Source organism: Janthinobacterium sp. SUN176, from assembly GCF_030587335.1.
GTDB classification, from domain to species: domain Bacteria; phylum Pseudomonadota; class Gammaproteobacteria; order Burkholderiales; family Burkholderiaceae_D; genus Janthinobacterium; species Janthinobacterium kumbetense.
Map to the genome: position 1 here is coordinate 1,477,304 of NZ_JAPWIA010000001.1, position 14,714 is coordinate 1,492,017.

Here is a 14,714-nt window from a genome sequence, read left to right on the forward strand (position 1 = left end):
CCTCTGCCCGCACGCCTGATCCCGCTCAACCTTGACGAGGGAACTATTTTTGTACTCGCTGGCCCCCATTGGGGCAGGGCAGCCTGGCATCCGCGCGGTTCAATCCAGATCAATACCGGCCCGCGCAGCGCGTCCACACTGGAAGCTTGCGGCGACCCACGAGGAGAACACGATGATAGGCAACGAGAATGGTTTCAGCGCCCCGCCCGGCAGCAGCGGCAGGGGACAGAGCGCGGATGATGAAGAGGCCGTCGGCCAGTTTTCCATCCCCGGCGAAGACGACAATACGATCGAGAGCGCGTCCGTCGCGGATGTGCCCGACGCCCTGAGCGGTGTCAGCATGGAATTGCTGGAAATCAAGCGCAGCATCGAGGATGGCATGCGGCAAAGCATCGCGCAAGCGGGCGGCGCGCGCGCGGCCGACGCCTTCAGCGACAGCGGCAATATCCAGGGCGTGTCCATCGGCCTGGGCGAGGGCGCCAGCGACAGCTCGTCCGGCGAGCCGGGCTTGCCGGCACTGACCCTGTACGTGGCCGAGCCCACTTCCGTCGACCGGGCCAAGGCTGCCATCGTGGGGGCCATGGGCGTGCGCGCCGTGGCCAGCGACAAGGTGCCCGTCAACATCGTCGTCACGGGCGTGATCGATGCGCAGCCCCACCGTTTCCGCCTGCGCCCCGCGCCGGGCGGCGTGTCGGTCGGGCATTTCCGCATCACGGCCGGCACCATCGGCTGCCTGGCCGTGGGGCGCAGCGCGCCGCGCAACAGCCGCCTGATGATTCTTAGCAATAATCACGTGCTGGCCAATTCCAACGGCGGCGTGTTCAACGATTGCATCGTGCAGCCTGGCCCCATCGACGGCGGCCGCTGCCCGCAAGACCAGGTCGCCGTGCTCGAGCGTTTCGTGCCCATCAATTTCAGCGGCGGCGTCAACTTTGTCGATTGCGCCACCGGCTGGGCCTGGCCAGACAGGGTGCGTCCCGAACTGGTCTACCTGAGCGGCGGCGTGCCCGCGTACTTCCGCATCAGCAATGCGCTCGTGGCACCCGCACTGGGCATGATGGTCGGCAAGTCCGGCCGCACGACGCAATTGACGCAGGGCCGCATCACGGGCCTGGGTGCCACCATCAACGTCAATTACGGCGGCGGCAGGATCGCGCTGTTCCAGGACCAGATCGCCATCACGGGCGTCAGCGGGGCGTTCAGCGCGGGCGGCGATTCCGGCTCGTCCATCTGGACCTGGAACCAGCAGCGCAATCCCGTCGGCCTGCTGTTTGCCGGCGGCGGCAACATCACGTTTGCCAACCAGATGCGGCGCGTGGTGGTGGCGCTCGACATCAATTTGTACACTTGAGCGCGCCTTCAAGAGCCGGCGGGGCGGCCCCGCACCGCCTTGCCTGACGCTGTTTTTTGCACGATGAGTATCTTGGTCAAGTATTGCTCAAGTCTTGCTCAAGGGCGGCGGCCGCGCATGGTCTTGGCCGGCGAAGCGTGCTGCAGTGCCGGTTGGCCGGGTGTATCATGCAAGGCATCGGGAGGGTTTGTCATATCAGGAGGGTGTGTCATGTCAAACAGTAAGTTCGCACAATCGCCATATGCCGTCTTCGAGGACGCCGCCATGCCGTATTTGCCGGATGCCCCCCCTGGACAGGGCCTGGGGCAGCATGCCCAGGCCGCGCCGCACGGCCGCCTGGAAGCGGCCCGGCGGCGCAACGAGCGGGCGCTGATGGCCATCGACGGCGTGGAAGGCGTCAGCCTGGGGCAGACGGCCGTGGGCACGGAAGCGCTCGTCGTGTACCTGCGCGACTCGTCCGTCAAGCGGCGCGTGCCGTTGCAGGTCGAGGGTTATCCGGTGGAAACGAGCATCACTGGCCAGATTGATATCCAGCGCCGCTAGGCAAGCGGGCCTGGCGGCGGGGGCCTCCGGCCGCGGATGGTGGCGGAAGGCCTGTCGCCAGGCCTTCCGTGTTTACTGTCAGCCTGGGCTCAGGCGACCGATCGCTGCGGCCACGCCCGCGCCATAGGCAGGGTCGCACAGCGTGCAGTTGCCGATGTGGCGTTGCTTGACTTGCTCCGAGGCGCCCGAGATGGCGCGCGCCGTGTTGTCGAACAAGGCTTGCTGCTGCGCCGCGGTCATCAAGCGGAACAGGGCGCGCGGCTGCGAATAGTAATCTTCGTCGACGCGGTGGTTCCAGTGGTCGGCCGCGCCTTCGATGCTGAGCGGCGGCTCGCGGAAATCGGGCTGCTCGGCCCATTCCTGTTCGCTGTTCGGTTCATAGCCCAAGGTTCCGCCCTGGTTGCCGTCGACCCGCATCTGGCCGTCGCGGTGATAGCTGTGGAACGGGCATTTCGGCGCGTTGACGGGAATATGGCTGTGGTTGACGCCGAGGCGGTAGCGCTGCGCGTCGCCATACGAGAACAGCCGGCCTTGCAGCATCTTGTCCGGCGAAAAGCTGATGCCGGGCACCACGTTGGCCGGATTGAAGGCCGCCTGCTCCACTTCCGCAAAATGGTTGTCGGCATTGCGGTTCAGTTCCAGCACGCCCACCTCGATCAGCGGATAGTCGCCGTGCGGCCACACTTTCGACAGGTCGAAGGGGTTGAGGTGATACGTGCCTGCCTCTTTTTCCGGCATGATCTGTACGTACAGGGTCCAGCGGGGGAAATCCTTGTTTTCGATGCTTTCATACAGGTCGCGGTGCGAGCTTTCGCGGTCCTTGCCCACCAGCGCCTCCGCTTCCGCATCCGTCAGGTTCTGGATGCCTTGCTGGGTTTTAAAGGTGAACTTGACCCAGAAACGCTCGTTTTGCGCATTCAGGAAGCTGAAGGTATGGCTGCCGAAGCCGTGCATGTGGCGGAAGCTGCGCGGCAAGCCCCGGTCGCTCATCACCACCGTCACCTGGTGCAGGGCTTCCGGCAGCGAGGTCCAGAAGTCCCAGTTGCTGTTGGCGCTGCGCAAGCCCGTGCGCGGGTCGCGCTTGATGGCGTGATTCAAATCGGGAAATTTCAAGGGATCGCGCATGAAAAACACGGGCGTGTTGTTGCCGACCAGGTCCCAGTTGCCTTCTTCCGTATAAAACTTCAGGGCGAAGCCGCGGATATCGCGTTCCGCGTCCGCCGCCCCCCGTTCGCCCGCCACCGTGGAAAAGCGCGCGAACATCGGCGTTTGCTTGCCCACTTCGCCAAAGATTTTCGCCCGCGTGTAGCGCGTGATGTCGTGCGTGACGGTAAATGTGCCGTGCGCGCCGGAACCCTTGGCATGCATGCGGCGCTCGGGGATGACTTCGCGGTCGAAGTGGGCCAGCTTTTCCAGGAACCACACATCTTGCAGCAGGGCGGGGCCGCGCGGGCCGGCCGTCTGGATGTTCTGGTTGTCGACTACGGGCGCGCCAAAGGCGGTGGTCAGCTTTTTCATTGGACTCTTTCTTTATAGGGGAGGTCAACGGACGAGCCAGGGCCTACCCAAACACTGGCTGGGCTGAGCGTGTACGACGTGCTCACCGAGGCTGGTCCAGAGTAACAAATTTCTAAAAAGCAAATTCAGTGTAATCCATTTCGGAGCCGGCAACAGCCCCGCCGCGTCCGGGGAAGCGGCTTGCCCATCATAGCCTCTCGGCCTTGTCCAGCCCAACACGATTGACCTGGCGCAAAGCGCAGCGTGATTTCCGACGTATTGGCGATAGGTATTGGCGGTATCAGCGATATTGGGCCCAGTTCGCCCGCAGCCACGTCAGCACGGCGGCATGGCCGCGTATGTCGGCGGGCAAGTGGCGCTGGATCAGCCGTTCGCATTTGAGCGCCGTCGCCAGGCTGCCGCCGGACCAGCTGTTGCAGCTGTACAGCACCTCATACCATTCGTGGCGGTTCAGCAGGGTGCTGTCGGGGATGCCGCGCTGCGCCGGGTCGTCGCCCGCCGCCGGGCCATCCGGATAGCTGAACTGCAAGTCGCTCTTTGTCATGGGGCCCAACCGGTGATCTGCCATGCCTGCCTCGCGATAAAATTGTGCGCGAACAGCTGTCCGTGCCAGGTAAGCTTATGCCACCGGCAAGCATTCCATTTGGCAATATGGGCCGGCCTTGACCTGGCTTAAAACTTGTTCCAGTTATTGTGCCGGTGCTCCGTCGCTTCCTTCATCAGGTGGCCGGCGCGCAGAGCGTCGTCCGCTTGCACCGTCATGGCCAGTTCCTGGATGGCGGGCGGGTATTCGTGGTGGGCCGCTTCTTCCAGCAATTCGCGGCCTTTCGCCAGGTCGCGCGGCACGCCGCGGCCTTCGCGGTAGGCGTTGTACAGCAGGAACATGGCGTGCGGATTGCCCAGCTCGCTGGACTTGTCCAGCCAGTGCGCGGCGGTCACGGGGTCTTTCGGTACGCCTTCGCCATTCGCGGCAAGCAAACCCAGCATCAGGGCCGCCTTCGCGTGGCCTTGCTGCGCCGCCTGGCGGTACCACAGCCAGGCCTGGGCCGGCGTGGCTGCGCGCAGCATCTGGCCCAGCTCGAAGGCCGCTTCCGTGTCGCCCGCGCGGGCCGCCTGTTCGAACAGGCTCAAGGCCTCGGCACGGCGTTCGGCGCGGGGCTGGTAAATCAGCGCCAGTTCGCGCTCGGCGACGGGCATGTCCTTGCCGGCCCAGCTGCGCACCTTGCGCTCGGCCTGGTGGTCGCCCGCCTGGCGCGCATGCATGGCGACGGCTTCGATTTCCGCCGCCGTGGGCGGTGGCGACGCCTGGCAAGCGGCCAGGACGGCGGCCAGCACGACGGCGGGCAGGGAGAGTGCGTGTTTCATTGTGATCAGCTTTCATCAAAACGGGCCGGAACTGCGCTTGTTCCGGCCCTCGGACCTTATTTGCTCAGGTCGATGCGGTACTTGGCAAAGCCGCTGGCGTCGAGTCCGCCTTCAGCTGCCACGTTGGTGATGCCACTGCCTTGCGCCAGCGCCAGATGGCCGGGCGCCGAGCGCAGGATCACGGGACCTGCCGTGGCCGTCTTGACAAAGCTCCAGCTGCGCGCGCTGCCATTATTGGCCAGGGTCACCTTGCCGCCCTTGGTGCTCAGCGACGCCAGGTAGTTGCTGACCACGGCCTGGTTCGCATCGGGCGACTTGATGATGGTCTTGCTGCCATCGATGCCAGGCACGGCGCCGCCGCCGCCGGCGCGGTAATCGTTGGTGGCGACGATGAAATCATCGCCATCGGCGACGGCCGCACCCTTGTAGGTGAGGTTGACGATGCGGCTGCCCGGCTTTTTCGTCACGTCGATCTGGTACGTCAGCGCATTGTTTTCCGCGTAGAACACGTCATAGTTATAGATCGTGCCATACGACGGCACCAGGTCTTGCTCGGCGCCGCTGGCCGGGTCGATCTGGTTGAATTGTTTGGCCGACGTTTCCAGCCAGGCTTTCAAGTCCGCACCCTTGATCTTCACGGCTTGCAGGTTGTTGTTGCTATATAAATACAGGTCGCCCGGATTGCGCACTTGCAAGCCGACCGGCGCGGCAGGGGAAGCGCCAGCCGCCACGTCCGTGAAGTCTGACGGCCCGTTGCGGCCCGCCTTGAATGGCGCGCTGCAGGAAATGACGGGGATGTTCTTGTAGCTGGACAAGGTGGCATCCGTGCTGGTGGCGATGAAATTTTTCACGTAATCGAGCTGCGCCTGGTTCACCAGCTGGATGGCGCTCACGTCGCCCACCAGCGCGAAGTAGGCGGACATCTCGAAATCCGTGCTGATGCCCAGCGGTTGCTTGGCGTAGGCGATGGTGGCCGCGTGCTCCGTGGCGACCAGCGGGGCGATGGCCGGGTCGGCGTTCACGAGGGTCTTGCCATCGGTGTATTTGAAGCCGCGCGATTCCACCGTCGTCTTGGCCGGCTGCACCACCCACTTGCCGCCCTGGTAGGCCATGGTCAGCTTGATGATGCCCAGGCGGCGGCCCCAGCTTTGCGCCATGACGGTGGGCACGCCATTGACGAAGCCGTTGACGGCGTCGATCTTGGCGCTGGCGGGGAAGGCGGCAAACGAGGCATCCAGGGCGGCCGCGCCCGTTTCCTTGCCTTTCGGGAAGATCAAGTGCGAGTGGCCGATCATCAGCGCGTCGATGCCCGTGCTGGTCAAGTGGTAGCTGCCGTTTTCCATCTTCGGGCTGTAGGGACTGGTATCCAGACCGCCATGCGACAGGGCCACGACGAGGTCGGCGCCCTTGCTGCGCAATTCCGGCACGTATTGTTTCGCCGCTTCCTGCACGCCCGTCACGCTGACTTTGCCAGCAAGCACTTTCTGATCCCATTCGAGGATTTGCGGCGGCACAAAGCTCAGCACGCCCACATTGATTTTCACGGTCAGCTTGCTGCCATCGGGCGCCGTGGCGGCGAAATCGCGGGGCAGCAGGGTGTAGGGCTGGAAAATCGGCTTGCCGCTGGACACGCCGACGACATTGCTCAGCACGGAAGGGAAGGCGGGCGCGCCGCACGTGCCCGTCGGCTTGGCCACGCCGGGAATGCCAAAATCCGTGTTGGTGATCTGGCTCAGGTAAGGCAAGCCGTAGTTGAATTCGTGGTTGCCCATGCCGCCCGCATCGTATTTCAGCGCGTTCATGGCCTTGTGCACGGCCAGGGTGCCGCTGCAAGGCACGGGCGCGGCCACGGCTTGCAGGTCGGCCAGCAAGGTGCCCTGGATGACGTCGCCATCGTCGAGCAAGACGTTGTTCGGATTTTCCGCGCGCGCTGCCTGGATCAGGGTCGACGTACGTTCCAGGCCCAGGCTCGTGTCTTCGGCCAGCGCGTAATAGTTATAGCTGAGGACATTCGAGTGGATATCCGTGGTTTCCAGCAAGGCGACGGTGACCGTCGTGCCTTCGGGAATGGCCGGCGCCGTGTTCGAACTGCCGTTGCAAGCAACGAGACCTGCACTTGCCAGCGCCGCCAGCATGACCCAATTTGTTTTCATTACCGCCCTCGGAAAGATTCAAAGGACGCGACTGTAACGCCGGCATATGACGCCACCATGACAGTGTGGCAGGGCGCATGGCGTCGTGCCGGCGCATCAATGCGCCGGCAGCTTTATCAACACCTCATTGCTGAAGTATGGTTCATCCTCCACCCAGAAAATATAGTCCAGGCCCAGGTAGTTGCGGGCAAAGTCGAGGACATCCTCGACCGAGTTTTTTTTCCCGGTGCGGGGATTGATCTGGCGCAGATTGCCGTCTTGCACGGCCATGCCTTTGACCAGATCGGCCGGGTAGTCCTTGATGAAGCCGTAGCTTTGGCCCATATGGCTTTTTCGATACGGCATCAGGTCGGGGCCGCCCACGCCCATTTGCAGCGTTTGCGCTTGCGCAAACACGCTGCGCATACAACCCTTGTCGCTCCACGGAAGCCATTCACCTGGCAAAAAATTCAAATACACCATGGTATTGGTGTGAGGAAAGGCGCCGGCCAGCACCCGCATGTTTTCCTTGATGGCATCGACATACTGTTGCGGCTTGAAATCATCGGGAAAAATCGTATTTCCTTTACCGTCTTCGACGCCGATGTCGATCGAGCTTTCGCTGAAATTAATGCCCTCGATTTTTCCGTCGAATTCCTGGCCCAGCGCCCGGATCAAGCGCTGGTAACGGTCGCGCACCGGTTGTTCCCACATCTTTGGCGACCAGCCGTATTCATCATCCGTCACCGGTTTGTGCGGGTCGCGCTCCGGCGCCGAGAGCATGCTTTGCTTGATGATGCCGCCCTGGTAGCGAGGATCGCTGAGCAGATAGGCCGGCACATTATGGCGCGGCGTGAAGGATTTTTCCTGCAGTTGTATCCACAGTTTTTTGCCGATTGAATCGAGAAAGGCGATGTCGTGGCAGATCGCCGAAAAATCATACCGGTCCTGTTGCGGCTCCAGGCTGCGCCAGGTGTAGACGATTTGCGCGCCACGGAAGCGGGCATCGTTTAACGCTTTATCCGAGCGGATGTTTTCCCCGTTCAGTTCACGGTGACTAAAGTAAAGATAGTGCTGGATCGGCTTTTTTATGTCTGCGGCAATGGCGCTGCCCATCATCAAAACAAGTACGGCAAGAAGCCTTATGGAGTTGCGCAAGAACATCGATTCCTTGGTGATTGTGAAAATTGAACTGTGGCAAGATGGAGTATCTTCACGCGCCATGCAAGCACAATTGATCAAGCGCGACAAAATCTAATTTTGTATTAAATCTATATCTTCTGCGGATCTTTTGGCCAATTCAGGATTATTGCTATTATTTAAAACCCAGAGAGCAAGCTTGCCATTTTCAATAATTTCTTTTTTGGAATATATTGTACTAAAATAATCCTGTAGTTTGTTATTGTCTGTCGGTAACGGCAAATTTTTCATCTCTTCAGGGATATCTTCGAAGTAATACCTTGATTTTTCCAATGAAGGATACTTCTTTAGCAAATAATCATTCACGGTATATGGCTCATAATTTCCCACGAATAAGTCTTTTGTCAAAATTCCTGTAATTGTAATTTTATTGATATGTTTTTTTAAATATTCAAAATTCTCTTTTGTGGTCGAGAAGTCGGATTGTAAAATTGTGTTATTTTTCGACAATTGCCTGACCACAGAAAGCCGAACATGATCGCCATTGATCTCTATTACTTTGAAAATGTAATAATCCGTTTGAATGCTTTGGCTTCCACCATTAACCCCTGTTGTTTTGTTGAAAATAAAACTTCCAATTTGCAATTTATGCTCAGGGCTGTTAATGGTTTGTTTCCATATATACGGGTTGTAAATCATTTTCTTAAAAGAATATATGGAGATGAGAGCGAGCAGGCTTATTATCAGTATTTTTTTCATTGGCTAGGCGAGAATAAAATATTTAAGAGCGGCTTGCTAAGGGCTAATAAAATCGAAGCCAGCCGATGTGATGCTCGCGCGGCCGCACGGCTGAGAAGCACGGCTGTATGTCTGCACGGGGGGCAGAATCAGTCTTCATCGCATCATCCAGGGGCTGTTGACAACAGTTCAGCCGCCATGCGCTTACTTCGATGGCATCGCCGACGAGTTCGCACTCTAGCACGTCGAGGGCCGGGATACTGATCCTGCTGGTAGCGCATGGATTCCTCTTTTTCACGGTGGCAGGCAAAGATCGCCAGGTAAATGCAGGTTAGTTGCATTATAATTCGAAAACGCAATTCATTTGCATTAGTGCGACCTTCGCCAACTCAGCCAGCCTAAGGAATCCCCATGCCACAGCGCAAACTCCCCGTCACCGTCCTGTCCGGCTTTCTCGGCGCCGGCAAGACCACCTTGCTCAACCACATACTGCGCAACCGCGAAGGCAAGCGCGTGGCCGTCATCGTCAACGACATGAGCGAAGTCAATATCGACGCTTCGCTCGTCAGGGATGGCGCCGAGGCGGCCGGCGCGGCCCTGTCGCGCACGGAAGAAAAACTCGTGGAAATGTCCAACGGCTGTATCTGCTGCACCTTGCGCGACGATTTGTTGCTGGAAGTGCGGCGCCTGGCCGCGGAAGACCGCTTCGATTACCTGTTAATCGAATCGACGGGCGTGGGCGAGCCGATGCCCGTGGCCGCCACCTTCGACTTCGAGGATGAGCACGGCGACAGCTTGAACGACGTGGCGCGCATCGACTGCATGGTCACCGTCGTCGACTGCGCCAATTTGCTGGCCGATTTCCACAGCGAAGACAGCCTGGAGCAGCGGGGCGAAATCGCGGGCGAGGGCGACGACCGCCAGCTGGCCAATTTGCTGACGGAACAGATCGAATTTGCCAATGTCATCGTCCTCAACAAGGTCGACATGGTGGCGGCGGACGAGCGCCTGCGCGTGCTGGCCATTTTAAAAGCCCTCAATCCCGGCGCGCGCATCATCGAAACGAACCAGTCCGTCGTGCCGCTGGACGCCATCCTGGGCACGAACTTGTTCGACCTGGAACAGGCGGCCGGCATGCCGGGCTGGGCCCAGGAGCTGGCCGGCGTGCACACGCCGGAGACGGAAACGTATGGCATCAGCAGCTTTGTCTACCGCGCGAAGGAGCCGTTCCACGCGCAGCGCCTGCACGATTACATCGCCCAGCCGATCAAGGGCGTGGTGCGCAGCAAGGGATATTTCTGGCTGGCCAGCCGGCCCGAATGGGTGGCCAGCCTGTCCGGCGCGGGCAAGCTGATGAATATCGAACCCGTGGGCTTGTGGTGGGCGTCCGTGCCGAAGGAGCGCTGGCCCACGGATGCGGCCTCGCTGGCGGAAGTCAAGGCGGGCTGGAGCGAAACGTATGGCGACCGCTACCAGGAGCTCGTCTTCATCGGCCAGAACATGGACCAGGCCGCCATCGAGGCGGACTTGAAGAAATGCCAACTCAACTACACGGAAACGCGCCAGGGCATGGCCGCCTGGCGCAAGCTGCCCGATCCGTTTCCGCAGTGGCAGCGCATGGAAGAACTGGAAGATTAACCATCGATAGGAAACAAATATGACAGAATTGATCCCCGTCACCATCATCACAGGTTTTCTCGGCAGCGGGAAAACCACCTTGCTCAAGCGCATATTGCAGGGCGATCACGGCGTGCGCATCGCCGTGATCGAAAACGAATTCGCCGCCGAAAGCATCGACCATGGCTTGCTGGTGCAGGACAGCGACGAGCAGATCGTGGAAATGAACAATGGCTGCATCTGCTGCAGCGTGCGCGGCGACTTGATCCGCATCCTGGGCGAGCTGCACGCCAAACGCGAATCCGGCACCATCGTTTTCGACCACGTGATCATCGAAACGACGGGGCTGGCCGCGCCCGGTCCCGTGGCGCAAACCTTCTTTGCGGAACCGTCCGTCAGCGAGTACTACATGCTCGACGCCATTTTGACGGTGGTCGATGCGCGTCATGCGCAGCAGCAATTGACGGCGCACAAGGAAGCGCAGGAGCAAGTGGGCTTTGCCGACCGCATCCTGCTGTCGAAGACGGATCTGGTCGGCAAGGACGAGCTGGCCGCGCTGCGCCAGCGCCTGGTCGCCATCAATGGCCGCGCCAGCATCCAGAAAGTGCGCTTTGGCAATGTGCCCTTGCGCGATATCCTGAACATCCGCGGTTTCAATTTGAACGCCATCGTCGAGCTGGAGCCGGATTTCCTGGGAGAATTGGGGCACCGCCATGGCGACGGCGTGCAATCGTTCGTCTATCACCAGTCCCGGCCCCTCGATCTGTTGCAGGTGGAAAATTTTCTCGATGCCGTGGTGCAGCTGTTTGGCAGCCAGCTGATGCGTTACAAGGGCATCCTGTACGTGGCCGACGTGCCGTGCCGTGCCGTCTTCCAGGGCGTGCACATGCTGATGGGTTCGGAACTGGGCGCACCGTGGAACGACGGGGAAACGCGCGCCAGCAAGATGATCTTCATCGGCCGCGACTTGCCGCAGGATATGCTGACCCGTGGCCTGGACCGCTGCATGGCCAAGGCGGACAGCCCCGCCGAGGTGGCGGCGTGAGCGTGGAAGCGGGCTTGCCCGCCCTGGCACTGATCTTTTTGCTGGGCATGCGGCATGGGCTGGAACCGGACCACCTGGCCGCCGTCGACGGCCTGACCCTGCGCAGCCAGGCCGCGGCGCCCCGCTGGACGCCGTGGATGGGCGCGCTGTTTGCGCTGGGCCATGGCGTCACCGTGCTGGCCATCGTGGCCGTGGCCGCCGTGGCGTCACAGCAATTTTCACCGTCGGAAACCGTGTTCGGCTGGCTGGAATGGCTGCCCATCGGCTTGCTGCTGCTGATTGCGGCCCTGAATGCGCGCAGCTTGCTGGCCGGCGCCCAGCTGGCCGAGGTGCGCGGCCGGCTGCTGCCGCGCTGGCTGCGGGGCGCATCCGGGCCGCTCGCCGCCATTCTCGTCGGCATGCTGTTCGCGCTGGTCTTCGACACGGCCCTTCAGGCGGCCGCCTGGGGCTATGCGGCCGTCGCGCTGGGCGGCATGCAGCCGGCCTTGCTCACGGGCCTGGTGTTTGCCGTCGGCATGGGCGTGACGGATACCTTCGATGGCTGGGTTACGGCAAAAGTCATGCGCACCGGCCAGATTGACCTCGTGCGCGCCTTCCGGCGCCGCCTGGGCTGGCCCATCGTCGCCATCTGCGTGGCCATGGCCGCTTGCATGGCGGCCGGCAAGCTCGACCCGGCCTGGTCGCTGCCGGAAAGCTGGACGGCGGCACTCGGTGCGGCCATGGTGCTGCTGATGGCGGCCCTGTACGGCTGGACCTTGCTGGGTTTGCGCCGCGTGCGTGCCTGAGGCGGGGGCGTGGGTATAATGGAAAAAAACTGCCGGATTCCACCATGCCCGCACCTGAAATCGTCATTCGCCTGCTGACGCCGGCCGACACCGCCGCCTTTTGCGCGCTGCGCCTGCGCGCCATCCTCGATTCGCCCAGCTCGTTTTCCTCGTCGCGCGAGGACGAGCTGGCGCGCACGCCCGAAGAACACGTGCAGCGCATCGCCGGCGGCCCGCTGCACCGGGCGTTCGGCGCCTTCGATGGCGAACGCCTGGTCGGCTTTGCCGGCTTGCGGCGCGAATCCATGCGGCAACTATCGCACAAGGCCTTGCTGTGGGGCGTGTTCGTCGATGTGGCGCAGCGGGGCAAGGGCGTGGCGCGGCGTCTCGTGAACGCTTGCATCGCCCAGGCCGAAGCGGACCCTGCCGTCATGCAAGTGCATTTGAGCGTGAATGCGGAAAACAATGCCGCCCTGGGTCTGTATGAATCGCTGGGATTTATCGCGTACGGCACGGAACCGCGTTCGATGCGCGTGGGCGAGCTATTCTATGACGAGCATCACCTGGCTTTATTGATCAGGTAATGCCGCCGGTACCGCTGCCGGTACCGTTTACTTGCAGCGCGGGCACAGGCCCTTGATCAGGTAATCGACTTCGCCGCCGCTGAAACCTTCCGGCAACAGCACGGGCGGGGGCAGCTTGACTTCATTGAAGCAGGTGACGTTCGCGCATTTCGTGCACTGGAAGTGCGCGTGTTCGTGCGCCTGGTGGCCGGCGCCCGCGCTGAAGCGCCACACCTGGTCGGCGCCCGCGATGCGGTGCACCAGTTCATTTTCCGTCAGCCATTCCAGCACCCGGTACAGGGTGACGGAATCGATGTCGCTGTCCTGCGACAGCGCTTGCTGGATTTCATGGTGGGTCAGCGAACGGCTTTGCGCCATTAAAAAGTCGAGCACCTTCACGCGCGTCTTGGTGACGCGGGCGTTGGTGTTGCGGATCAGCGATTCGGCTTGCGGTGTAGAAGATGATGTCAACATGATAGGCCTGCTTGCGGGGGATCGGCTGGCGGCGTCATCGCCGTGCCTTTGCCACCCTCTGGGCCGTATCTTAGCATGCGTGCCGCACTCGATGGAACGGCGTCACGGTTTGAACGTCCAATAGCGCCCGGCCACCGTATCGACGGGGTCGAGAAAGCGCTGGTCGGCGCGCGCCTGGTTGCGTATCAGATAAAACATGTCGGACAGGGCCGAGCGCTTTTCCGCAAAGTAAGAGTGCTTCATGAAGCTGGTGTCGACCCCGGTGGCGTCGATGGTTTCCACGCCCGCCACGATCAGCATGCCGGCGCCGCTGTCGCCCGCGCGCGGGTAGCCGTGCACGGCTTTCGAGGCGGCCAGGGCCAGGTCTTGCGACGAGGCATACAGGGTGACGGGATTGCGCGCGCCAGCCAGTTTCGGCGCGATATCGTGCTTGAAGATGGCGGCGTCGATATCGGGCGCAGACAGGATGATTTCCGTGATCTTTTGCGCCAGCTGCGGCTGCGCGGCCAGCAAGTCGGCCACGGCGCGCGCCAGGCCGCGGTTACCCATGCTGTGTCCGACCAGATACACTTGCGCCGCTTCCGTGCTGGCGAGAAAGTCGGTCAGGAAGCTGGCGAGGTGGGGCGTGCTCCACTCGATATTGTTTTCATCGATGGTGTAGCCTGCCACCTCGCCGCGCGACGGCCAGCTGTAGAACACGGGCGCGCCGTCAAAGCCCAGGTCGTAGGCCATCTGTCCCGTGCGCCGCGCCGCATCCTCGAAACTCACGTTATAGCCATGCACGAAGATAAAGGCGCTCCTGCCGGCCGAGGCGCGGATCTGGGTCTTCAAGGCGGCAAAGAAGTTGCCGCGGTCTTGCACGTCGGCCGACAGCACCACCACGTGCTTGGCCGGGTCGTCGCGAAATTCCAGGCGCCACAGCGACGGCGATTCCAGCTGCCCCATGCGATGGTCGCGGGGGATGCTGATGTCGCAGCTGCCATAGCTGAGGGGGCCATTGCCGCCCATGATGTTGCGTTCGCCGCTGAAGCGCTGGGCCGGCGGCTTGCCCACGTCGCGCTGGCGGTCCGTGGCGAAATACACTTTCACCACCGCATAGTTCGACACGACGGCGCCCTGGTCGGCAGGGGCGGGCGACGGGGGGAATGGACGCAGCGGGGGCCGCACCGCATCGAGCAAGCCTTGCGCGGCAAACAGGGTTTCCATGTCGTCCGGCACTTTCGCGGCGGACAGGGCGGCCGCCAGGGCCAGTTGCAGCCGGGTATCGGCAGGTTCGGTTTCCAGCGCGGCGATGGCGGCCAGGATGGCGGCGGCGCCGTCGAACTTGGCGATGGCTTGCTTGAGGCGTCCATAGTGACTGGCGACGGCTTCGGGAGCATGGCCGGGCGCGCCATGCCCGATGGCTGCCACGACGGCGGAAGTGATCAAGTCCATGCGCCACCTGCCTTTCAGGTCAATCTGGAT

14 protein-coding genes are annotated in these 14,714 nt (G+C 61.8%); 6 read left to right on the top strand and 8 right to left on the bottom strand.

What is annotated here, in order from left to right; genetic code table 11:
- Positions 1 to 172: 172 nt before the first annotated feature.
- Positions 173 to 1,351, top strand: coding sequence for a hypothetical protein (locus O3299_RS06550; protein WP_305061843.1), 1,179 nt, complete (start codon positions 173 to 175; stop codon positions 1,349 to 1,351).
- Between the two features lie 210 nt (positions 1,352 to 1,561).
- Positions 1,562 to 1,894 (top strand): hypothetical protein, encoded by a 333-nt coding sequence (locus O3299_RS06555; protein ID WP_305061844.1) that lies wholly within the window; start codon positions 1,562 to 1,564, stop codon positions 1,892 to 1,894.
- Positions 1,895 to 1,972: 78 nt separating this feature from the next.
- On the opposite strand, the gene O3299_RS06560 is transcribed toward O3299_RS06555, so the two are convergent.
- From O3299_RS06560 to O3299_RS06585, 6 genes are all read right to left on the bottom strand, one after another.
- On the bottom strand, positions 1,973 to 3,412 hold the full coding sequence (locus tag O3299_RS06560) for a catalase (protein WP_289897978.1): 1,440 nt from the start codon (positions 3,410 to 3,412) through the stop codon (positions 1,973 to 1,975).
- 280 nt (positions 3,413 to 3,692) lie between these two features.
- Positions 3,693 to 3,956: a hypothetical protein gene (locus O3299_RS06565; protein WP_289905037.1), complete on the bottom strand. Its 264-nt coding sequence runs from the start codon at positions 3,954 to 3,956 to the stop codon at positions 3,693 to 3,695.
- Between the two features lie 128 nt (positions 3,957 to 4,084).
- Positions 4,085 to 4,777 carry a tetratricopeptide repeat protein gene (locus O3299_RS06570; protein WP_077404279.1) on the bottom strand — a complete coding sequence of 231 codons (693 nt, stop codon included), beginning with the start codon at positions 4,775 to 4,777 and terminating at the stop codon, positions 4,085 to 4,087.
- A gap of 56 nt (positions 4,778 to 4,833) precedes the next feature.
- Positions 4,834 to 6,930 (bottom strand): bifunctional 2',3'-cyclic-nucleotide 2'-phosphodiesterase/3'-nucleotidase, encoded by a 2,097-nt coding sequence (locus O3299_RS06575; RefSeq protein WP_305061845.1) that lies wholly within the window; start codon positions 6,928 to 6,930, stop codon positions 4,834 to 4,836.
- 96 nt (positions 6,931 to 7,026) lie between these two features.
- Positions 7,027 to 8,133, bottom strand: coding sequence for a hypothetical protein (locus tag O3299_RS06580; RefSeq protein WP_305061846.1), 1,107 nt, complete (start codon positions 8,131 to 8,133; stop codon positions 7,027 to 7,029).
- A 30-nt stretch (positions 8,134 to 8,163) separates the two neighbouring features.
- A complete protein-coding gene (locus tag O3299_RS06585; RefSeq protein WP_251348807.1) occupies positions 8,164 to 8,808 on the bottom strand; it encodes a hypothetical protein in 645 nt (214 codons plus the stop codon).
- 390 nt (positions 8,809 to 9,198) lie between these two features.
- Here O3299_RS06585 and zigA point away from each other — a divergent pair, with 390 nt between their 5' ends.
- Genes zigA through O3299_RS06605 form a run of 4 tightly spaced genes read left to right on the top strand, consistent with a single transcriptional unit; the run spans position 9,199 to position 12,797 of the window.
- Complete coding sequence (gene zigA, locus O3299_RS06590) at positions 9,199 to 10,425, top strand: zinc metallochaperone GTPase ZigA (RefSeq protein ID WP_305061847.1); 1,227 nt, start codon at positions 9,199 to 9,201, stop codon at positions 10,423 to 10,425.
- Between the two features lie 19 nt (positions 10,426 to 10,444).
- Positions 10,445 to 11,449 carry a GTP-binding protein gene (locus O3299_RS06595; RefSeq protein WP_305061848.1) on the top strand — a complete coding sequence of 335 codons (1,005 nt, stop codon included), beginning with the start codon at positions 10,445 to 10,447 and terminating at the stop codon, positions 11,447 to 11,449.
- Positions 11,446 to 12,234, top strand: a complete 789-nt coding sequence (locus tag O3299_RS06600) for a hypothetical protein (RefSeq protein ID WP_305055437.1) — start codon at positions 11,446 to 11,448, stop codon at positions 12,232 to 12,234. Before O3299_RS06595 ends, O3299_RS06600 begins: the two co-directional genes overlap by 4 nt.
- Positions 12,235 to 12,278: 44 nt before the next feature.
- The gene (locus O3299_RS06605; RefSeq protein ID WP_305061849.1) at positions 12,279 to 12,797 is read left to right on the top strand and encodes a GNAT family N-acetyltransferase; all 519 of its coding nucleotides are present in this window, start codon (positions 12,279 to 12,281) and stop codon (positions 12,795 to 12,797) included.
- 27 nt (positions 12,798 to 12,824) lie between these two features.
- Here the strand turns inward: O3299_RS06605 and O3299_RS06610 are convergent, their stop codons facing one another.
- Both O3299_RS06610 and O3299_RS06615 read right to left on the bottom strand, forming a co-directional pair.
- The gene (locus tag O3299_RS06610; RefSeq protein ID WP_034787417.1) at positions 12,825 to 13,250 is read right to left on the bottom strand and encodes a Fur family transcriptional regulator; all 426 of its coding nucleotides are present in this window, start codon (positions 13,248 to 13,250) and stop codon (positions 12,825 to 12,827) included.
- A 102-nt stretch (positions 13,251 to 13,352) separates the two neighbouring features.
- Positions 13,353 to 14,684 (bottom strand): alpha/beta hydrolase, encoded by a 1,332-nt coding sequence (locus O3299_RS06615; protein WP_305061850.1) that lies wholly within the window; start codon positions 14,682 to 14,684, stop codon positions 13,353 to 13,355.
- Positions 14,685 to 14,714 lie beyond the last annotated feature (30 nt).

What these genes read in the sequence shown, in the direction of transcription:
- O3299_RS06550 (WP_305061843.1), top strand. Translation starts at nt 173, where the DNA reads ATGATAGGCAACGAGAATGGTTTCAGCGCCCCGCCCGGCAGCAGCGGC.
- O3299_RS06555 (WP_305061844.1), top strand. Translation starts at nt 1,562, where the DNA reads ATGTCAAACAGTAAGTTCGCACAATCGCCATATGCCGTCTTCGAGGAC.
- O3299_RS06560 (WP_289897978.1), bottom strand. Translation starts at nt 3,412, where the DNA reads ATGAAAAAGCTGACCACCGCCTTTGGCGCGCCCGTAGTCGACAACCAG.
- O3299_RS06565 (WP_289905037.1), bottom strand. Translation starts at nt 3,956, where the DNA reads ATGACAAAGAGCGACTTGCAGTTCAGCTATCCGGATGGCCCGGCGGCG.
- O3299_RS06570 (WP_077404279.1), bottom strand. Translation starts at nt 4,777, where the DNA reads ATGAAACACGCACTCTCCCTGCCCGCCGTCGTGCTGGCCGCCGTCCTG.
- O3299_RS06575 (WP_305061845.1), bottom strand. Translation starts at nt 6,930, where the DNA reads ATGAAAACAAATTGGGTCATGCTGGCGGCGCTGGCAAGTGCAGGTCTC.
- O3299_RS06580 (WP_305061846.1), bottom strand. Translation starts at nt 8,133, where the DNA reads ATGGCGCGTGAAGATACTCCATCTTGCCACAGTTCAATTTTCACAATC.
- O3299_RS06585 (WP_251348807.1), bottom strand. Translation starts at nt 8,808, where the DNA reads ATGAAAAAAATACTGATAATAAGCCTGCTCGCTCTCATCTCCATATAT.
- zigA (WP_305061847.1), top strand. Translation starts at nt 9,199, where the DNA reads ATGCCACAGCGCAAACTCCCCGTCACCGTCCTGTCCGGCTTTCTCGGC.
- O3299_RS06595 (WP_305061848.1), top strand. Translation starts at nt 10,445, where the DNA reads ATGACAGAATTGATCCCCGTCACCATCATCACAGGTTTTCTCGGCAGC.
- O3299_RS06605 (WP_305061849.1), top strand. Translation starts at nt 12,279, where the DNA reads ATGCCCGCACCTGAAATCGTCATTCGCCTGCTGACGCCGGCCGACACC.
- O3299_RS06610 (WP_034787417.1), bottom strand. Translation starts at nt 13,250, where the DNA reads ATGTTGACATCATCTTCTACACCGCAAGCCGAATCGCTGATCCGCAAC.
- O3299_RS06615 (WP_305061850.1), bottom strand. Translation starts at nt 14,684, where the DNA reads ATGGACTTGATCACTTCCGCCGTCGTGGCAGCCATCGGGCATGGCGCG.